The organism is Cellulomonas terrae (genome assembly GCF_007990265.1).
In the GTDB taxonomy this organism is placed as follows: domain Bacteria; phylum Actinomycetota; class Actinomycetes; order Actinomycetales; family Cellulomonadaceae; genus Cellulomonas; species Cellulomonas terrae.
Genome location: NZ_BJWH01000003.1, coordinates 236,126 through 253,495 on the forward strand (window position 1 = coordinate 236,126; position 17,370 = coordinate 253,495).

A 17,370-nucleotide genomic window follows, 5' to 3' on the forward strand; every position below is an offset into this window, starting at 1 on the left:
CCTGGACGCTTGTCCGTCTGATTCCTCCGTTACCGCCTGGTACGTTCGATTCACCGAGCGAGCCCGTGGCCTCCTGACGAGGTTGGCGAGCGGCAGCCGTTCACCCCGTGCACCTCCACGCGAGGCGCAGACGCCCACGTCACCCGGCGCCGCTCAGGCATGCTCCGTGACTGTCCGACGCGAGGAAAGCGCCTACCAGAGCGACCTCTTCGACGTTCTCGCTGTATCGCCGACGACGCCGGTCAGCCTTGAGTTTCCGTTGACCGTACAAAGCGGGGTACCGCCATGTTCGTTTTCGTCCTGCAGCTCCGGCAAATGTTCGAGGGCCAGTCCGAGTTCTATCTGTTTGCATTCTTCTCCGTCATCATCTGGGCGTTGTGGCTGCTCAAGGTGCTGTTGTCACGGCGCTACAAGCCCTACACCGGCGAGTACCACGGCACCACCAGCGTGGTCATCCCCGTCGTCGACGAACCGCTCGACCTGTTCCGCGACGTGCTGACCCGCATCGTCGAGCAGCGCCCCGACGAGGTCATCGTCGTCATCAACGGAGCGGTCAACCCGGCCCTCCAGGAGGTCAGCGAGGAGTTCGCGCCGCTGGTCCGCTGGGTGCACACGCCCGTCCCCGGCAAGCGCAACGCCGTCAAGATCGGCACCGAGCTGTCCCGTGGCGAGATCACCGTGCTCGTCGACTCCGACACCGTCTGGACGGACGGCACGCTGCCCGAGCTGGTCAAGCCGTTCGCCGACGCGTCGGTCGGCGGGGTGACCACCCGGCAGCGCATCCTCGACCCCGAGCGGTCCTGGATCACGCGCTGGGCCGACTGGTTGGAGAACACCCGGGCGCTCTACTCGATGCCCGCGCAGTCGGCGCTCGGCCAGGTGGGCTGCCTCCCGGGGCGCACCATCGCGTTCCGCCGGCACATCCTCGTCCAGGTCATGGACGACTTCATGCACCAGAAGTTCCTGGGCGTCTTCCTCGAGGTCTCCGACGACCGCACGCTGACCAACCTCACGCTCAAGGCGGGCTACCGCTCGGTCTACCAGTACACGAGCCTCGTCTACACGGACGCCCCGCTGCAGGTGAAGAAGCTGGCCAAGCAGCAGCTGCGCTGGGCCCGTGGGAGCCAGTACAACACCCTGCGCATGCTGCCCTGGATGGTCGGGCACGCGCCCGTGCTGGCGATCTTCTTCGTCGCCGACATCATCCTGCCGTTCCTGCTGTTCGGCACGATCGCGGGCTGGATCTACCGGGCGGTCTCCGGCACGGGCATCAACCTCTACCAGGCGATCCTCGAGACCTACACGGGCCTGAGCGGCTGGGTCTGGGTCGTCGCGACGATGATCGTGTCGTCCGTCCTGTCGATGGCCATCCGCCAGATCCGGCACCTGCACGAGAAGCCGTCCGACTTCCTGCGGCTGCCGGTCTTCATCATCGTCTCGACGCTCTTCCTCATGCCGATCCGGCTGCTCGGCTTCCTGCGCATGGCGCACGCGAGCGGCTGGGGCACGCGTGCCGGTGCCTACTCCGGGGGCGGCGACGACCTGATCGCCGAGCTCGAGAAGGCACCGGACGGACCGGCCGACGTGGTCGACCGTGCGCCGACGGGCGTCGTGCCCACGCAGCGCACCGCGCCCGACGGCACGGTCCTGACCGCGACCCCCGCACCCGTGCGCGCCCGACGCGCCGCGGCACCCGCCCCCGCCGCCCCGGCGACGCCCGCCCGACGTCGCCGTCTGAACCCGCTGGCGGCGATCCCCTACGGGATCGCGCTGGTCATCTTCGCCCTGGAGGCCCTCGTCTATGTCTGAGCACATCGAGAACACCCACTGGTGGACCCGCGCCATCCGCCCGTCCCCCCGCAAGCGGCTCGCCGCTGCCGGCGTCGCGATCGCCCTGGTCGCGGTGACCGCGGGAGTGTGGCTGTCGCCGTCCGTCGCCGTCACCGAGTCCGCGAAGGCGAGTCCCGCCGAGCTCCGGCTGGCCGCCGAGAACGAGAAGCTCAAGAACTCCCTCGAGGCGCGCGAGGACGAGGTCGACTCCCTGGAACGGTCGCAGGCCAAGGCGGCGGCCGAGCGCAAGGCCGCCTCCGAGGCCGGCAAGGCCAAGGCCGCTGCGGAGCAGGAGGCGGCCGCGGCCGAGGGCGCGCAGAAGGCGGAGGCCGAGCGCGCTGAGGCCGCCGCCCGCACCCAGGCCAAGATCGCCGCCGAGAAGGCGGCCGCAGCCGCCCGGGGCAAGGCGCGGTCCGCCGCCTCCCGGGCGGACCAGGCCGAGGCCGACGCGGCGCGGGCACGGGCGGACGCCCGGGCCGACGCCCCGCAGCCGGCGTCCCCGGCACCGGCCGTCAAGCCGACCGCACCGGCGCTGTCCGAGCTCGTCGCTTCCGAGCAGCGCCAGCTCGGGCTGTACACGCCGCAGTCGCCCTTCACCTGGGCCGAGGTCGACAGCGTCGCCGCGAAGCTCGGCACCACGCCGACCATCGCCGGGTACTTCCAGGGCTGGGACGGACCGTTCCGGGCCGACGCCGTGACACGTTCCTGGGAGCGGGGCATGCTCCCGCTGCTCACGTGGGAGTCGCGGCCGCTCCAGGCCGCGAACAACGTGTCGGAGGACGCGGCCTACTCGCTGCCGACGATCATCGGCGGGGCGTACGACGAGTACCTGCACCAGTACGCCAAGGACATCGCCACCCTGGGTCTGCCCATGGCGATCCGGCTCGACCACGAGATGAACGGCGACTGGTACCCCTGGGGCGAGCGCACCTGGAGCGGTGACCCGCTCAACGGGAACGGTCCGGGCGACTACGTGACGATGTGGCGGCACGTGCACGACATCTTCGAGGCCGAGGGCGCCAACCAGTACGTCCTGTGGATCTGGGCACCGAACATCGTGAACTCCCTGGCGGACTTCGCGAAGAACGACGCCTCCTACATGCGCAGCCTGTACCCCGGGGACGAGTACGTGGACTGGGTGGGCCTGTCCGGCTACTTCCGGCCGCCGTACAAGGACGACCAGACGCCGACGTTCGACTACACGTTCGGCCGCTCCCTCGACCAGCTCCGGTCCATCACCCGCAAGCCGATCTTCCTCGCGGAGATCGGAGCGTCGGAGGTCGGCGGCGACAAGCCCGCCTGGGTCGCCGACCTGTTCGACGCGCTGGCCCGACCGGAGAACGCGGACATCCGCGGGTTCGCCTGGTTCAACCACACCGTCACCAGCACCAGCCGCGGCGAGGTCGTCACCAACGACTGGCGCATCGAGTCCCGCGCCGACTCGCTCCAGGCCTTCGTGGACGGCGTCCACGACCCGGCCGCGGGCTTCGTCCCCACCTCGACCACCACCCAGGAGCCGTGATGAGCACCCGCACGACCGACCTGTCCGACCTGTTCCCCCGCTCGACCTTCGACCCCGACGGACCGGCGCCCCGGATCGCCGTGCTCGGCACCGGCTACCTCGGCGCCACGCACGCCGTGGCCATGGCCCAGCTGGGCATGGAGGTCGTCGGCGTGGACACCGACCCGAACAAGGTCGCGATGCTGACCGCCGGCAAGGTGCCGTTCTACGAGCCCGGGCTGCCCGAGCTCCTCACCGAGCAGCTCGCCACCGGACGCCTGCGGTTCACCACCGACGTCGCCGAGGCGGTCGGCTGGGCGGACGTGCACTTCGTGTGCGTCGGCACCCCGCAGTCGAAGACGAGCCACGCCGCGGACCTGCGGTTCGTCGAGGCCGCGACCACGTCGATCGCCCGGCACCTCACGCACGACGCGCTCATCGTCGGCAAGTCCACGGTCCCCGTCGGGACCGGTGCGCGGCTGCGCGAGCTGGTCGCCGACGCAGCGCCCGCGGGCCTGCGCACCGAGCTCGTCTGGAACCCCGAGTTCCTGCGCGAGGGCAAGGCGGTCCAGGACACCCTGCACCCCGACCGCATCGTCCTGGGCGGCACGACACCCGACTCCGAGGCGCTCCTGCGCCGCGTCTACGCCGGCCCGATCGCCGAGGGCTCGCCGGTCGTCGTGTGCGACCTGCCGACCGCCGAGCTCGTCAAGGTGAGCGCGAACGCGTTCCTGGCCACCAAGATCTCGTTCATCAACGCGATCTCCGGTGTCTGCGAGGCCGCCGGCGCGGACGTCACCGTGCTGGCCGACGCGCTCGGGCACGACGTCCGGATCGGACGCCAGTTCCTGGACGCCGGTCTCGGGTTCGGTGGCGGGTGCCTGCCCAAGGACATCCGTGCCCTCATGCACCGGTCCAACGAGCTCGGCGCCCACCAGGCGTCGGCACTGCTCCAGCAGGTCGACGAGATCAACATGGGCCAGCGCTCGCGGGTGATCGACCTCGCCCTGGAGGCCTGCGGCGGCTCGGTCCTGAACCGGCGCGTCGGCGTCCTCGGTGCCGCCTTCAAGCCGCACACGGACGACGTGCGGGACTCCCCGGCGCTCAACGTCGCGGCGGCACTCCACCTGCGCGGCGCGCAGGTGACGGTCTACGACCCGCAGGCCGGCGACACCGCACGGTCCAGCTTCCCGACCCTCGGGTACGCGACGAGCGTGGACGAGGCCGTCGAGGGGGCCGACGTCGTGCTCGTCCTGACCGAGTGGGACGAGTTCGTCGACGCCGAGCCAGCCCGGCTCGCGGGCCTGACGCATCAGGCCAGCGTGATCGACGCGCGCGGCAAGCTGGACGCGGCCCGGTGGCGGGGGGCCGGCTGGTCCTTCCGCGGGCTCGGTCGGGCCGCCGCCTGACGCACCGCCGCTGCACGACCGGACGGCCCCGACGCACTCTCGTCGGGGCCGTCCGGCGTCCCGCACCCGGTTCGACGAGCCCGCCTGTCCGGCATGCGAGAAGACAACCAAAACCGACTGGACCAGTCGGGATTGTTGTTATACCCGTCCCAGCGAACCCGCCCGGACCGTGCGGCGGGTTCACCGGAGCGGAGATCGAGGACCCAGCCATGACCCATCAGACGTCGTCCGAGAACCCCCGAGCGCGCGTGGTGGTGCTCTCGGGCAACCCGCGGGCAGGCTCGCGCACCACCGTCGCCGCGGTCCGGGTCGGTGAAGAGACCGCGCGGCTCCTGGGCTCCACGGCGCAGGTCGAGACCGTCGAGCTCGCCGGGTTCGCCGCCGAGATCCTCGCCGACGTGCACCCCAGCGCCGACGTGGCGCTGCGGACCGTCGCCGAGGCCACGGTGCTCGTCGTCGCGACCCCGGTCTACAAGGCGTCGTACACCGGCCTGCTCAAGGCGTTCCTCGACCTGTACGGCCCCGGCGGGCTCGCCGGGGTGGTCGCCGTCCCCGTCGTCGTCTCGGGCAACCCCGCGCACGCGCTCGTCGGGGAGGTGCACCTGCGCCCCCTGCTCGTCGAGCTCGGCGCCGTCGTGCCCACGCGGGCGATCACCGTGGTGGAGTCGCAGCTGGCGGACCTGGACCCGGTCGTCGAGCGCTGGTGGTCGGAGGGCGGCCGCGCCCTGGGCGCCCAGGTCGCGGCCGCTCCCGAGCTCGCGGAGGCCCGCGCATGACCGCCGAGACGCTGCACGCGTTGGACCGCCTCCTGCGCGACCAGGACGAGCCCCAGCTCTCGCCGCAGCAGTACAAGGAGGTCTTCCGACAGCACCCCGCCGGTGTCGCGGTCGTCGCGCTGCGGGACGGTGAGCGCCGGGTCGGCTTCACCGCGACCTCGGTGATCTCCGTGTCCGCCGCTCCCCCGCTGCTCGCGTTCTCGCTCGCGTCGACGTCCTCGTCGTGGGACGCCCTGTCCCGCGCGCGCACCCTCACGGTGAGCTTCCTGTCCGCGGACCAGGACGACGTCTCCGCTCGCTTCGCGACGAGCGGCATCGACCGCTTCGCGGCGGGCGGCTGGTACGACCTGGGCACCGGCGAGCCGGTCATCGAGGGATCCGTGTCCTGGGTGCGCGGGCGCGTGCTGCAGCGCACCCCGGTCGGCGACAGTTACCTCGTCTCGCTGCGGGCGCTCGAGCACGGCACCTCGGCCGACACCACGCCGCTGGTGTACCACGACCGCAGCTACCACCGGATCGGGTCGCACACGGCGATCTGACCCGGTCACCCGGCGGCGGCACCCACGGAGAAGCCCCCCGCCTCGCTTCGGCGGGGGGCTTCCGACCGTTGCGTCGACCGTGGTCGACCCAGCGCGGCGCGGGGGTGCTCGTCCCGGGGCTCAGGCGATCGCGGCGTAGCGGTTGACCGGGCGGCTGAGCCCGAGCTGGTCCCGCAGGGTCGGACCGTTGTAGTGCTCGCGGAACGCCCGCGCGGTCCGCAGCATCGGGACGACGCCGTCCACGAGGGCGTCGAGGTCCGTGTGCAGCGAGGAGGGCCGGACGACGAACCCGTCGACGGCGCCGACCTCCCACCAGGACAGGAACGTGTCGGTCAGCTCGCGGGCCGTGCCGACGTGCGTGAGCGAGTCGGTGTCCCACCGGACGCCCTCGAGCTCGGTGAGCAGGTCGAGGCGGGTGCGCGCGCTCGCCTGGTCCGGCCCGGTCACCACGAACGCGTCGACGAGCACCCGCAGGTCCCCGGGCTCGCGGCCGGCCGCGGCGGCAGCGGCGCGCAGTCGCAGCCGCAGGTCGAGCGCCTCGTCGCGGCTGGTGGCGCTGATCCGGACCACGTCGGCGTGCCGGGCCGCGAGCCCGAACGACTCGTCGGACCCGACGCGCACCACGATCGGCGGCTGGCCCTGCGGGGGTCGCGGAGTGATCGACGGTCCCTTGACCGCGAAGTGCACGCCGTCGTGCTCGACGTAGTGCAGCTTGGCGCGGTCGACGTAGCGGTGCGTCTCCTGGTCACGGATCTCCGCGTCGTCCTCCCAGCTGTCCCAGAGCGCCGCGACGACCTCGACGGCCTCCTCGGCCTCCGCGACGGCACCCGCCTCGGACAGGGCGGGACCGCGACCGAAGTGGGTGGCGTCCCGCTCGTCGGCCGACCAGCCGACCTGCCAGCCCGCGCGCCCGCCGCTGACGTGGTCGATCGTCGCGATCGCCTTGGACACGTGGAACGGCTCGGTGTGCGTCGTCGCGACGGTCGGCACCAGGCCGATGCCGCGCGACCGTGGGGCCAGCCGTGCCGCGACGAGGGCCGCGTCCAGCCGGCCGCGCAGGGTCGTGGAGCGGGTGGGCTGCAGCGAGAACGAGTCGTCGATGACGACGAGGTCGAGCGTGCCGCGCTGGGCGGTGTCGACCAGGTGCTGGAGCCGCTCGGCGTCGAAGAGGCGCTGGGCCTGGGATCCGTGCGTACGCCACGCGGCGGGGTGGGCGCCGGCGTCGCTGAGGTCGACGCCGAGGTGCAGGGGTCGGGGGGAGGTGGGGCGTGCCATGGAGGGTCCGTTCAGGAGTCGCGGGACGCACCGCGCGCACAGGGGTGCGACGGTCGGTGCGTGGGGGTGCGTGCGCGAGACGGCGGTGCCGTCGATCGCGGGGCTCGTCGGGGCCGGTCAGGCCGGGAGACGGGTCAGCGACAACAGGTGCTGAGCGCGCCGGAGCCGGCGCCGGGACAGCAGGAGGACAGGCGAGCGAGGCCGCCGGCGATCGCCGCGGGCTGTCCGTCCGTGCTCATCGTGCGTCCCTTCGTGCCCGCCGGGCGGGCGCTGCGTCGTTGTCGGGCACGAGCGGGCGCTCGTGCTGGACCAGGTCGTCACCCGGGGCACCCCACACGCAGGAGGGTTGCCACCCAGCGAGCCGGGGCTTGTCGCTGGAATTCATGATCTAACAGGTCGGGAAAGTAAACATAAACGCCGGGCGAGTCAACGATGGGAGGAGAAAGTCCAGATGGTGGGACGCATCGTCCCGTCAGCCGATGCGAGAATGCGCTCGTGCCCCTGACGATCGCCGCCGACGACCCGACCGCCCCCGACGTGCTGGACCTGCTCGGCGAGCACCTCGCGGACATGTTCGCGACCTCGCCCGCCGAGTCCGTGCACGCCCTCGACCCGACCGCGCTCGCGTCCCCGGCGATCACGTTCTGGACCGCCCGCGACAGCGCCGGTGCGTTGCTCGGGTGCGCCGCGCTCAAGGCGCTCGGCCCGTCGGACGGCGAGCTCAAGTCGATGCGGACCACCTCGGCCGCGCGCGGGCAGGGGGTCGGTGCGGCCCTCCTCGCACACGTGCTCGCCGCCGCAGCGGAGCGGGGCCTGCGGACCGTCCACCTGGAGACCGGCACGCAGGACTACTTCGCGGCGGCACGCCGCCTGTACGAGCGCGCCGGGTTCGTCGAGTGCCCGCCGTTCGCGGACTACGCCCTCGACCCGCACAGCGTCTTCTACCGGCTGACTCTCAACGCACCAGCCGAGCCCGCCACCGGTCCCACGGTGGCGCGACCCGCCAGTTGAGACGCAGCGTCCGCCACGCCCGGTCGAACCGGCGGACCCGCTGGGAGTGGCCGCGCAGCGACCGGGCCGACACGCCGACCCGCAACGACCGGTCGAACCGGATCCGCCGGCCCGGTCCCAGGGCGAACGCGAGGTCGAGGTCGTCGTGCACCTCCGGGTCGTCCCGGCTGACGCGCGAGCGGACCGCGAGCCACGCCTCCCGGCGCATCGCCATCGACGAGCCCCACAGCGTGGTGTGGCCGAGGGCCAGGTGCGTGAGCGCGTAGTACGCGCCCAGGTACGCCCCCGAGACGGGTGCGCGCAGCAGCGGGTGCAGGTCGAAGAACAGCCCCGACCCGGTGACCGCGTCGAGCGTCGGGTCCGCCTGCATGCAGCGCGCGATGCGCTCCACCCACTGCTCGTCGGGCCGCGAGTCGGCGTCCAGCCGCGCGATCACGTCGCCGTCCGCGAGGTCGTACCCGGCAGCCGCGGCGGCGGGGATGCCGACCTGCGGCTCGGCGACGACCCGGGCACCCCACGCGGCGGCGACCGCGGCGGTGTCGTCGGACGAGCCGTTGTCCACGACCACGACCTCCCACGGCCGGACGGTCTGGCGGCCGAGCCGCGCGAGACACTCCGTCAGGGCGACGGCGTCGTCGCGCGCCGGGATCACCACCGACACCCGGGGCAGGGCTTCGCCGCTCACGGGCGCCGCGCCACGACGAGCGCCGCCACGACGCTGCCCACCAGCCCGGCGGCGAGGTCACCCATCGTGTCCGGGTAGCCCACCTGGATGCGGCGGTCGAACAGCGCGTTCCCGGCCCACTCCCCCAGCTCCCAGAGCACGGCCAGCACGGCCCCGAGCCCGACGACGAGGACGGCCCGCTCCGTCGGCGGCCGCGCGCCCACGACGCCCCAGGCGACCAGGGCGCGGTGCGCGACGACCGCGATCAGCCCGGTGGCGGCGAGGTGCACCAGCACGTCGAGCCACGGCACGGCCACGTACCAGTCGAGCTGCGCGGCCCACGCCGCGAACAGCAGGGTGCCGCTGTACGCGACGTCGAGCAGGGGCGGTGCGCCGATCGCGCGTGGCACCACCGTCCCGCCGAGCACGAGCAGGAACAGCGCCGCCGCGACCGGTCCGGCCCGCCAGGTCCCGACGACCACGCTCACGAGCGCGAGCACGCGGACGACGTCGCCGGGCACGAGCCGGACGCGGGAGGGCGGCGACGACACGGTCATGGTGAGGTGACGAAGCCGATCGCCTTGTGGCTTCCGTCGCAGAACGGCGCGATGGCCGACGACCCGCACCGGCACAGCGCGATCGTCCGCCGCCGCCGCTCGATCGGGTCCCCCTGGCCGTCGACCAGCTGCACGTCGCCGCGCACGAGCAAAGGCCCGTTCGGGCACGCCTCGATCGTGACCGGCTGCGGGGGGCGCTCGTTCATGCCGACCGCAGCGAGGACGTGCCGGTCGACCAGGCGTCGAGCAGGTGCTGCCCGACGAGGTCGTCGAGGTACAGGCAGGCCGCCGCCCCGAACAGGATGTCGCCGACCAGCTCCGGCTCCTGCTCGGCCAGCCCGCCGGCCAGGTCGCGACCGGCGATCTGCTCGTGCACGGCGTCGGCCTCGACGTGCTCGTCGAAGTACTCCGTGGTGCCTGCGTCGTGACCGAGGCGCCGGAACCCGTCCCCGTAGAGCCGGTTCGGCAGCGAGGACGTCATCTCGAACGCGGCGAGGTGCCCGGCGATGGCGCCCCGCCACCGGCGGTGCAGGCCGAACAGCGACATGAGGTTGAGCGCCGCGACGGTCACGGCGGGCAGCCGGTCCACGTAGTACCCGTACTCGTCGACGAGCCCCGCGCCGCGCATCGTGCGGGCGAACAGGGCGCTGTGCATGCGTTCCGGCCGGCCGCCGCCGTACTCGTCGGCCTGCACCTCGACCAGCGCCGCCTTCGGCACCCCCGACAGCCGTGGGACCGCCCAGGTGTGGGGGTCGGCCTCCATGAGCGTGTACAGCGACCGGTGGACGAGGAACTCCTCCGCCTGGGTCGCGTCCGCCGACCTGCTCACGAACCGGGCGACGCTCGGTCCCGGACCGGGAGCGGTCATCGCGAACAGCGCCGACGCGACGGCCTCGCGCTCGGGCGCAGCCGGGGCGGGGACGGGCACCTGCTCCCGCAGGGCGGCCTCGAACGGCTCCTCGAGCATGCGGCGCAGGCGCAGGACGTCCGGGTCCCACTCCCAGGCGTCGTCCACCCCCTCGAACCCCCGGTAGTGCAGCGCGTACAGGGTCCAGAGCGTGAGCTGCAGGTCGTCGTCGGTCAGCGGGTCGGGGGACGCCGCGGCGGCGGAGCGCCAGCGGGTGAGCACCTCGTCGTCGACGGCCTCCGTCCCCTGCGGCGGATGGACCAGCAGGTCCGTCAGGGACGCCCCGAGGGGTCCTCGCGGGCTGGGCAGCTTCATGGTCGAGCTCCGTCCGTGCACGTGCATCCGCCCGGTTCTGGAGCAGACCTCGACCTCACCGTCGCACGCGCCGCCCGGTTCGCAACCGGAGCCGACAACGTCACACCGCAGCCGGGTCCAGCACGACCTTGATGCAGCCGTCGGCCTTCTTCTGGAACATGTCGTAGGCGGCCGGGGCCTCCTCCAACGCGATGCGGTGGGTCCGCAGGTCCAGGACACCGAGCGGGTCCGCCGCGTCCGACACCAGCGGCAGCAGGTCGTCGATCCACCGCTTGACGTTCGCCTGGCCCATGCGCAGCGTCAGGCCCTTGTCGAAGAGCTGCATCATCGGGATCGGGTCGACGGCGCCGCCGTACACCCCCACGATCGAGACCGTCCCGCCGCGCCGCACCACGTCGAACGCGTTCAGCAGCGCCGCGAGCCGGTCCACGCCCGCCTTCTCGATCATCGCGGCCCCGACCTTGTCGGGCAGCAGGCCGGCGAAGCGCTGTGCGCCCGCGGCCACCGGCGACCCGTGCGCCTCCATGCCGACGGCGTCGATCGAGGAGTCCACACCCCGCCCGCCGGTGAGCTCACGGACCGCCCCGGCCACGTCGTCGACCGCGCCGACGTCGATGACCTCGATGCCGTGGCGACGGGCCATCTCGAGCCGCTCGGGGACGAGGTCCAGCCCGATCACCCGCGACGCGCCGCGGTGCGCAGCGATCCGCGCGGCCATCTGCCCGATCGGTCCGAGCCCGACCACGGCGACCGTCCCCCCGGCCGGCACGTCCGCGTACTCGACGGCCTGCCACGCGGTGGGCAGCACGTCGGACAGGAACAGGTAGCGCTCGTCCGGGGCGCCGTCCGCCGGGACGACGATCGGCCCGAACTGCGCCTGCGGCACCCGCAGGTACTCCGCCTGGCCACCGGGCACCTGCCCGTACAGCTTGCTGAACCCGAACAGCGAGGCTCCGGTGCCCTGGTCGCGGACCTGGGTGGTCTCGCACTGGGCGAACAGCCCGTGGGCACACATCCAGCACGTCCCGCACGAGATGTTGAACGGGATCACGACGCGATCGCCCACCGCCAGCGAGCCGGTGCCCGCACCGACCTCCTCGACGACGCCCATCGCCTCGTGCCCGAGCACGTCGCCCTTGTCGAGGTACATGCCGAGCACGGTGTACAGGTGCAGGTCGGAGCCGCAGATGGCCGTCGAGGTCACCCGGACGATCGCGTCCGTCGGGTGCTGGATCGTGGGGTCCGGGACCGTCTCGACGCTCACGTTCTCCCGGCCCTGCCATGTCAGTGCGCGCATGCTCGTTCCCCTGCCCTCGATGGTTCTGTGCGGTGTCGCCCGGGCCAGCGTGCGCTCCGTCGGCCGACCCCGCGACTCCAGCCCGTGGCTCAGGCGGCGAGCCGGGCGGCGACCAGAGGGCACTGGAAGGGGTCGCGCGACGCGAGCCCCACCTGGTTGAGGTACCGGACGACGATCCCGTAGGACCGGGCGAGGGACGTCTCGGTGTAGGCGATGTCGTGCGTCAGGCAGAACTGCCGCACCAACGGCCGCACGGCCCGCAGCGCGGGGCTCGGCATGCTCGGGAACAGGTGGTGCTCGACCTGGTGGTTGAGCCCGCCCATGAACACGTCGACCCATCGACCACCGGTGATGTTGCGGCTGAGCAGCACCTGACGGTGCAGGAAGCCGAGCTTCAGGGACGCCGGGACGATCGGCATCCCCTTGTGGTTGGGCGCGAACGTCGCGCCCATGTAGACCCCGAACAGGCCCAGCTGGACACCCAGGAACGCGCACGCCATCCCGAACGGCAAGAGCCAGAAGACGACGGTCAGGTACCCGCCGAGGCGCAGGGTCAGGAGGCTGAGCTCCACGGTGCGGCGCTTCACCGGTGCCTTGCCGAGCACCGTCCGCACCCCGGACGCGTGCAGGTTGAGGCCCTCGAGCAGCAGCAGCGGGAAGAACAGCCAGCCCTGCCGCTGCGCGAACCAGCCCGCGAGCCCGGTGCGGGGGCTGGTCAGGTCGGCCGTGGTGAAGACGATGGCCCCGCTCTCGATGTCACCGTCCGCGCCGAGCGTGTTGGGCTTGGCGTGGTGCCGGCTGTGCTTGCGGTTCCACCAGCCGTAGCTCATGCCTGCGTACAGGTTCGCCAGCACCAGGCTCGCCCAGTCGTTCCAGCGGCCCGAGCGGAAGATCTGGCGGTGTGCGGCGTCGTGCCCCAGGAACATCACCTGGCCGAGCGCGACCGCGAGCGCTGCGGCGACCGCGAGCTGCCACCACGAGTGCCCGACGACGACGAACGTCACGCCGAGCCCGCCGAGGACCGCCGTGAGCACGACGAAGCGCGTCCAGTAGTGGGCGTACCGGCGGCGCAGGAGGCCGCTGCCCTGGACGGCGTGCATCAGTTCCGTGAAGTCGCTGGACGGTGCGCGCGTCGACGGCGACGTGGTGGGGATGGTGGTCATCATGGGGCTCCTGCCTCCCGCGGCACCGATGAGGGTGCCGGCACGGGCGGCCCGGTCCTGACCTCCTTCCACGGTAGACCTCCCCCGGCCGACCGCAACCGGGCGTAGGCTCGTCCGAGAGGTCCGGAGGCGGCCGTCGCTCGATGCGCGGGAGCGTGGAGATGACTTCGCCGCATGTGCTCGTCGTCGTGGACGACCAGGACGTCGCCCGGATCGAGGCGGAGGGCGAGCTCTGGGCCCCCCACCTGGCCGAGCTGCACACCCGGATGCTGGCGCTCGCCGCCCACGGGTGCCGCACCATCGACCTCGACCTGTCGCGGGCGTCACCGGGGTTCCTCGCCGGCGAGCTCCTGGCCGAGGTCGTCCGCCTCCCCACGACGACCTGCACCGTGACCGTGGCGGGGTGGGCGCGGGTCGCGGTGGAGCCCGAGCCGGTCCCATGAAGCTGGTCCCGGAGACCCGCGACGCCCTCGTGCGGCTGGGTGAGACGTCCGAGAAGGACCTGGTCGCGGCCATGGTCGAGGCGGCCGAGATCCTGCGCGCGGTCGTGCCGTCCTGCGTGGGGGTCAGCTACTCCCTCCTCGACGAGCACCTCACGTTCACGGTCGTCGCGACGCGCCGCGAGACGGACGAGCTCGAGGCGCTCCGCCGGCCCCAGGAGGAGCGCAGGCAGGGCCGGGCGCCCGTCGTGGACGTGCTCGACGAGCAGCTCTGGCGGGAGCAGTCGACGGTCGCGGCCGAGCACGGGGTGCGCAGCACCCTCACGGTGCCGGTGGTCGCGAACGGGGCGCTCGTCGGGACCGTCAGCGTCTACGCGGGTGAGCCGGCCGCGTTCGACGGGCGCGAGGAGCGGGTCGCCGATGCCGTCGGGGGCAGTGCGACGGACCGGACCGCGAACGCCGACCTCGCGTTCCGCTCGCTGCAGGAGGCGTCGTCCGCACCGGCACGCCTCGACGAACGGCAGACGATCGACCGCGCGGTCGGCGCGATCGGCTCGTCCGAGCGCGTCCCGGTCGACGCCGCCCGGCGGATGCTCGTCGAGGACGCCGAGCGGACCGGGATCACCGCTGTGCAGGCGGCGCGGACGGTCCTACGCTCGCAGGAGCGGTGAGGTGGGTGCCGTCGGCACCACGTCGCCGGCAGGACGCGTGACGGAGTACGACCATGACTGACCCGCTGGACCGTGCCGCTCTGATCGCCGAGCTCCAGGACCTGCTGCTCGAGACGCCGGCGCTCCAGGAGTTCGTGGAGGGTGTCGCCGTGGCGGCCGCGCACCACTTCGGCCCGGCGACCTCCGCGACGGTCTCGATGCAGCGGCACGGTCGCCCGAACACGGTCGCCGCCAGCGACACCCGCACCGCGGAGTGCGACCAGGTGGAGTACGACGCCGACAGCGGTCCGTGCCTCGACGCGCTCCGGGGCGGGACGGTCGTGACGTCCGACGACCTCGCCGTCGAGCACCGGTGGTCGGCCTGGCTGGTCGCCGCCCGGGACCGCGGGTTCGCATCCGTCCTCGCCATCCCCCGGACGGTGCGTCCTGGGGTGGAGATCGCCCTGAACCTCTACGCTCGCGAGCCGGGGGCGTGGGACGGCCCGGTCCTGGCGGTGGCCCACCTGTACGCGGACGAGATCGCCCGTGCGATGCACCTCTACCTGCGCGGCACCGACCAGGCGGAGCTCAACGCGGACCTGCGCGCCGCGATCCTCTCGCGCTCCGTCATCGACCAGGCGATCGGGGTGATCATGGCGCAGAACCGGTGCACCGAGGACCGTGCGATCGAGATGCTGCGCGCCGCGTCGCAGCACCGCAACGTCAAGCTGCGGGACGTCGCCACGATCCTCGTCCAGTCCGTCGCCGGGGTGCCGCCGAGGGACGTCGACACCTTCCACGACCGGGGCTCATGAGCGAGCGGTGCGCGGCTCCAGCCGGTGCAGCACGACGTCCTCGACGCGTCCCTCGCGCAGGGTCGCCGTCATGAACGTCGCGTGGGGCTGACGGCGGCGGTCCGTGGGTGAGCCGGGGTTGAGCAGGCGCAGCCCTCGCGGCGTCGTGGTGTCCCACGGGATGTGGCTGTGGCCGAACACGAGCAGGTCCAGGTCGGGATGGTCCTGGTCGCACCGGCGTTCCCGACCCGAGGCCGGACCGGTCTCGTGCACGACGCCGACGCGCACCCCGGCGAGGTCGACGTGCGCGACCAGCGGGAGCCGGGCCCGCAGACCCGCACCGTCGTTGTTGCCCACGCACGCGACGAGCCGGCGGGACCGGGTCGCGAGGCGGTCGAGCAGGTCCTCGGACACCCAGTCGCCGGCGTGCAGCACCACGTCCGCGCGGTCCACCGCGGCCCAGACGTCCGCGGGAAGGTCGCGCGCCCGGGCAGGGACGTGGGTGTCGGCGAGCAGGAGGACGTGCACGAGTCCCGACCGTACGCGGGGGTCCGTACCCTGCAACCGCTCGCGGCCGAGCGGTCGCCCTGCCCGCGGCGTACGGTCGGGACACCGTGCTCCGCTGGCGCGCACGGGCCGACGGCGGTGCGATCGAGGTGAGATGGAGATCCTTCCCGAGACGGCGGCGGTGCTGCGACGGCTCGCGGAGTCGACGGACGTCGACCTGGAGGCCGCCGTGGCGGGCGCGAGCGAGCGCGTCCTTGCCGAGGTCCCGTCGTGCCTGGGCTTCAGCTACTGCCTGGCGGCCGAGGACCTGACCTTCACGGTCGTGGCCACGTCGTCGGACGCGGCCGTGCTCGACGCCGCCCAGTACGTCGACGACGGTCCGTGCCTCGAGGCGGCGCGCGCCGGGTCGGTCGTGGAGCTGCCGGACGTCCTCGACGAGGTCCGGTGGCAGCGGTTCGCGCAGACGGCCGCCGCCCGGGGAGTGCGCTCGTCGTTGTCGCTGCCCGTGCTCGAGGACGGCGAGCTCGTCGGGACCGTCAACTTCTACGCCGCGGAACCGGGTGCGTTCGTCGGGCACGAGGTGCGTCTCGCGCAGATCGTCGGGGCGAGTGCCGGCGTGGCCATCACCAACGCGGACCTGCCGTTCCGTTCCCGTGACCACGCCGTCGCGTCCCCCGCCCGGCTGGAGGACCTGGTCGTCGTCGAGCGCGCGATCGGCGTGCTGGCCCAGTCGCGGCACGTCGACATCGAGCAGGCGCGGGAGCTCCTCCACGACGCCGCGCGACGAGCCGGGGTCGAGGACGCCGACCTGGCACGCTCGATGATCCGGCCGTGAGCCCGAGGAGCCCCCGATGGACGACACCACCCGAGTCACGGCGATGACCGAGCTCCAGACCCTGCTCCTCAGCACGCCGGCGGTGGACGAGTTCGTGGAGGGGGTGGCACGGGCGGCCGCGCACCACATCGGGACGGCCACCTCGGCGACGATCACGCTGCGGCGCGACCGTCGGCCCACGCTCGTGGCGGCGAGCGACGAGCGTGCGGCCCTCTGCGACGAGGTCGAGTACGCGGCGGACGACGGGCCCTGCCTCACGGCGATCGACCTCGGGCGTCTCGTGCACGTCCCCGACGTCTCGCAGGAGCCCCGGTGGCCCCGGTGGCGGGCGGCCGCGCTGGAGAACGCCTACGGGTCGGCGGCCGCGCTGCCGCGGGAGGTCCGACCCGGCGTCCACATCGCGCTGAACCTGTACGCCACCGCCCCACGAGCCTGGGACGCGGCTGCGATGGCAGTGGCCGAGATGTACGCCGACGAGATCGCGCGCGCGGTCGAGCTGTTCCTGCGCAGCGCCGACCAGGCCGAGATGAACGCGGACCTGCGTGCCGCGCTCGAGTCGCGCGCCGTCATCGACCAGGCGATCGGTGTCGTCATGGCGGAGAACCGGTGCTCGGCGAGCGAGGCGATGGAGATCCTGCGCAGCGCCGCACGGCACCGCAAGGTCAAGCTCCGCGGGGTCGCCTCCTCGGTCATCGAGTCGGTCACCGGGCGTCCGCCGCAGACCCTCGGCACCTTCCAGGAACGCGTGTAGGACCGCACTCGTTCGGGTGGCGGGGTCGGCGGATCGGACATAGCGTCCCTCCTGCTGGGCCGGACCACCGGTCCCGCGCACCGTCGCCCGGGACAGGACACGTCGCCGGACATGGGACCCCGTGCGGAGCCGCAGCGCTCCCGCACCGA

General features: G+C 73.0%; 19 protein-coding genes and 1 riboswitch. Of the genes, 11 read left to right on the plus strand and 8 right to left on the minus strand.

Features of this window, described 5'->3' with window-relative positions:
* Positions 1-285: 285 nt before the first annotated feature.
* From CTE05_RS05035 to CTE05_RS05055, 5 genes are all read left to right on the plus strand, one after another.
* Positions 286-1,809: a glycosyltransferase gene (locus tag CTE05_RS05035; RefSeq protein ID WP_146845016.1), complete on the plus strand. Its 1,524-nt coding sequence runs from the start codon at positions 286-288 to the stop codon at positions 1,807-1,809.
* Positions 1,802-3,352, plus strand: a complete 1,551-nt coding sequence (locus tag CTE05_RS05040; RefSeq protein ID WP_146845017.1) for a glycoside hydrolase family 26 protein — start codon at positions 1,802-1,804, stop codon at positions 3,350-3,352. The genes CTE05_RS05035 and CTE05_RS05040 overlap by 8 nt, the downstream gene beginning before the upstream one ends.
* On the plus strand, positions 3,352-4,740 hold the full coding sequence (locus CTE05_RS05045; RefSeq protein WP_146845018.1) for a UDP-glucose dehydrogenase family protein: 1,389 nt from the start codon (positions 3,352-3,354) through the stop codon (positions 4,738-4,740). The genes CTE05_RS05040 and CTE05_RS05045 overlap by 1 nt, the downstream gene beginning before the upstream one ends.
* Before the next feature lie 209 nt (positions 4,741-4,949).
* Positions 4,950-5,516 carry an NADPH-dependent FMN reductase gene (locus CTE05_RS05050; protein WP_146845019.1) on the plus strand — a complete coding sequence of 189 codons (567 nt, stop codon included), beginning with the start codon at positions 4,950-4,952 and terminating at the stop codon, positions 5,514-5,516.
* Entirely contained in the window at positions 5,513-6,055 is a 543-nt protein-coding gene (locus CTE05_RS05055; protein WP_146845020.1) for a flavin reductase family protein, read from the plus strand. The genes CTE05_RS05050 and CTE05_RS05055 overlap by 4 nt, the downstream gene beginning before the upstream one ends.
* Before the next feature lie 120 nt (positions 6,056-6,175).
* Here the strand turns inward: CTE05_RS05055 and CTE05_RS05060 are convergent, their stop codons facing one another.
* Positions 6,176-7,330, minus strand: coding sequence for an LLM class flavin-dependent oxidoreductase (locus CTE05_RS05060; RefSeq protein WP_146845021.1), 1,155 nt, complete (start codon positions 7,328-7,330; stop codon positions 6,176-6,178).
* 269 nt (positions 7,331-7,599) lie between these two features.
* A riboswitch (SAM riboswitch) is annotated at positions 7,600-7,719 on the minus strand.
* 112 nt (positions 7,720-7,831) lie between these two features.
* Here CTE05_RS05060 and CTE05_RS05065 point away from each other — a divergent pair.
* Positions 7,832-8,341, plus strand: a complete 510-nt coding sequence (locus CTE05_RS05065) for a GNAT family N-acetyltransferase (protein ID WP_371863349.1) — start codon at positions 7,832-7,834, stop codon at positions 8,339-8,341.
* Here the strand turns inward: CTE05_RS05065 and CTE05_RS05070 are convergent.
* The 6 genes from CTE05_RS05070 to CTE05_RS05095 all read right to left on the minus strand — a co-directional run bounded on the left by CTE05_RS05070 (position 8,286) and on the right by CTE05_RS05095 (position 13,244).
* Positions 8,286-9,026, minus strand: coding sequence for a glycosyltransferase family 2 protein (locus CTE05_RS05070; RefSeq protein ID WP_146845023.1), 741 nt, complete (start codon positions 9,024-9,026; stop codon positions 8,286-8,288). The genes CTE05_RS05065 and CTE05_RS05070 overlap by 56 nt on opposite strands.
* Positions 9,023-9,562: a DUF2238 domain-containing protein gene (locus CTE05_RS05075; protein WP_146845024.1), complete on the minus strand. Its 540-nt coding sequence runs from the start codon at positions 9,560-9,562 to the stop codon at positions 9,023-9,025. The genes CTE05_RS05070 and CTE05_RS05075 overlap by 4 nt, the downstream gene beginning before the upstream one ends.
* On the minus strand, positions 9,559-9,768 hold the full coding sequence (locus tag CTE05_RS05080) for a CDGSH iron-sulfur domain-containing protein (protein WP_146845025.1): 210 nt from the start codon (positions 9,766-9,768) through the stop codon (positions 9,559-9,561). The genes CTE05_RS05075 and CTE05_RS05080 overlap by 4 nt, the downstream gene beginning before the upstream one ends.
* Positions 9,765-10,784 (minus strand): iron-containing redox enzyme family protein, encoded by a 1,020-nt coding sequence (locus CTE05_RS05085; protein ID WP_146845026.1) that lies wholly within the window; start codon positions 10,782-10,784, stop codon positions 9,765-9,767. Before CTE05_RS05085 ends, CTE05_RS05080 begins: the two co-directional genes overlap by 4 nt.
* A gap of 100 nt (positions 10,785-10,884) precedes the next feature.
* The gene (locus CTE05_RS05090; RefSeq protein WP_146845027.1) at positions 10,885-12,081 is read right to left on the minus strand and encodes a zinc-dependent alcohol dehydrogenase; all 1,197 of its coding nucleotides are present in this window, start codon (positions 12,079-12,081) and stop codon (positions 10,885-10,887) included.
* An 89-nt stretch (positions 12,082-12,170) separates the two neighbouring features.
* On the minus strand, positions 12,171-13,244 hold the full coding sequence (locus CTE05_RS05095) for a fatty acid desaturase family protein (RefSeq protein ID WP_246123270.1): 1,074 nt from the start codon (positions 13,242-13,244) through the stop codon (positions 12,171-12,173).
* Positions 13,245-13,405: 161 nt separating this feature from the next.
* Here CTE05_RS05095 and CTE05_RS05100 point away from each other — a divergent pair, with 161 nt between their 5' ends.
* The 3 genes from CTE05_RS05100 to CTE05_RS05110 are packed head-to-tail and all read left to right on the plus strand — an operon-like array spanning position 13,406 to position 15,149.
* Positions 13,406-13,687 (plus strand): hypothetical protein, encoded by a 282-nt coding sequence (locus CTE05_RS05100; protein ID WP_146845029.1) that lies wholly within the window; start codon positions 13,406-13,408, stop codon positions 13,685-13,687.
* The gene (locus CTE05_RS05105; protein WP_146845030.1) at positions 13,684-14,355 is read left to right on the plus strand and encodes a GAF domain-containing protein; all 672 of its coding nucleotides are present in this window, start codon (positions 13,684-13,686) and stop codon (positions 14,353-14,355) included. Before CTE05_RS05100 ends, CTE05_RS05105 begins: the two co-directional genes overlap by 4 nt.
* A 53-nt stretch (positions 14,356-14,408) precedes the next feature.
* The gene (locus CTE05_RS05110; RefSeq protein ID WP_146845031.1) at positions 14,409-15,149 is read left to right on the plus strand and encodes a GAF and ANTAR domain-containing protein; all 741 of its coding nucleotides are present in this window, start codon (positions 14,409-14,411) and stop codon (positions 15,147-15,149) included.
* Here the strand turns inward: CTE05_RS05110 and CTE05_RS05115 are convergent.
* Positions 15,144-15,656 carry a metallophosphoesterase family protein gene (locus tag CTE05_RS05115; RefSeq protein WP_146845032.1) on the minus strand — a complete coding sequence of 171 codons (513 nt, stop codon included), beginning with the start codon at positions 15,654-15,656 and terminating at the stop codon, positions 15,144-15,146. The two genes, CTE05_RS05110 and CTE05_RS05115, sit on opposite strands and share 6 nt — an antisense overlap.
* 133 nt (positions 15,657-15,789) lie before the next feature.
* On the opposite strand from CTE05_RS05115, the gene CTE05_RS05120 reads away from it, so the two are divergent.
* Entirely contained in the window at positions 15,790-16,470 is a 681-nt protein-coding gene (locus CTE05_RS05120; protein WP_146845033.1) for a GAF and ANTAR domain-containing protein, read from the plus strand.
* Between the two features lie 16 nt (positions 16,471-16,486).
* Entirely contained in the window at positions 16,487-17,221 is a 735-nt protein-coding gene (locus CTE05_RS05125; RefSeq protein WP_146845034.1) for a GAF and ANTAR domain-containing protein, read from the plus strand.
* Positions 17,222-17,370: the final 149 nt, after the last annotated feature.